Origin of the sequence: Bacillus sp. GbtcB10 (assembly GCF_019091365.1) — a bacterium.
Classification (GTDB): domain Bacteria; phylum Bacillota; class Bacilli; order Bacillales; family Bacillaceae; genus Bacillus; species Bacillus altitudinis.
On the sequence record NZ_JAGXJP010000163.1, the window covers coordinates 1 to 269 of the forward strand.

The window sequence follows — 269 nt, forward strand, 5'->3', positions numbered from 1 at the left end:
GTCAGCAACAATAGGGACGATGCTGCAGCGCTGATCATAAACTTTTTCAGCTTGCTTCACTCCTTTCTGTCAAAAAATGCATAGTGGGAATTTTAAACAAACGTTTAATCAAATTCAACTGCCATATCGTCTTTAAAACCAAAGAGATATGTTAAGGCAAAGCCGGCAGCATAGGAAATAAACAAACCGAGAATATACAATAGAACTTGGTGGGTATGGACTAAAAATGACAAAGGAAGACCTGATACGCCTATCGATACGGCCGCGAT

At 39.8% G+C, this 269-nt stretch carries 1 pseudogene; it reads right to left on the reverse strand.

Annotation, left to right across the window (positions count from 1 at the left end):
• Positions 1–104: 104 nt before the first annotated feature.
• Positions 105–269: pseudogene (locus KVT11_RS21195) on the reverse strand (PTS transporter subunit EIIC); the annotation flags it as partial.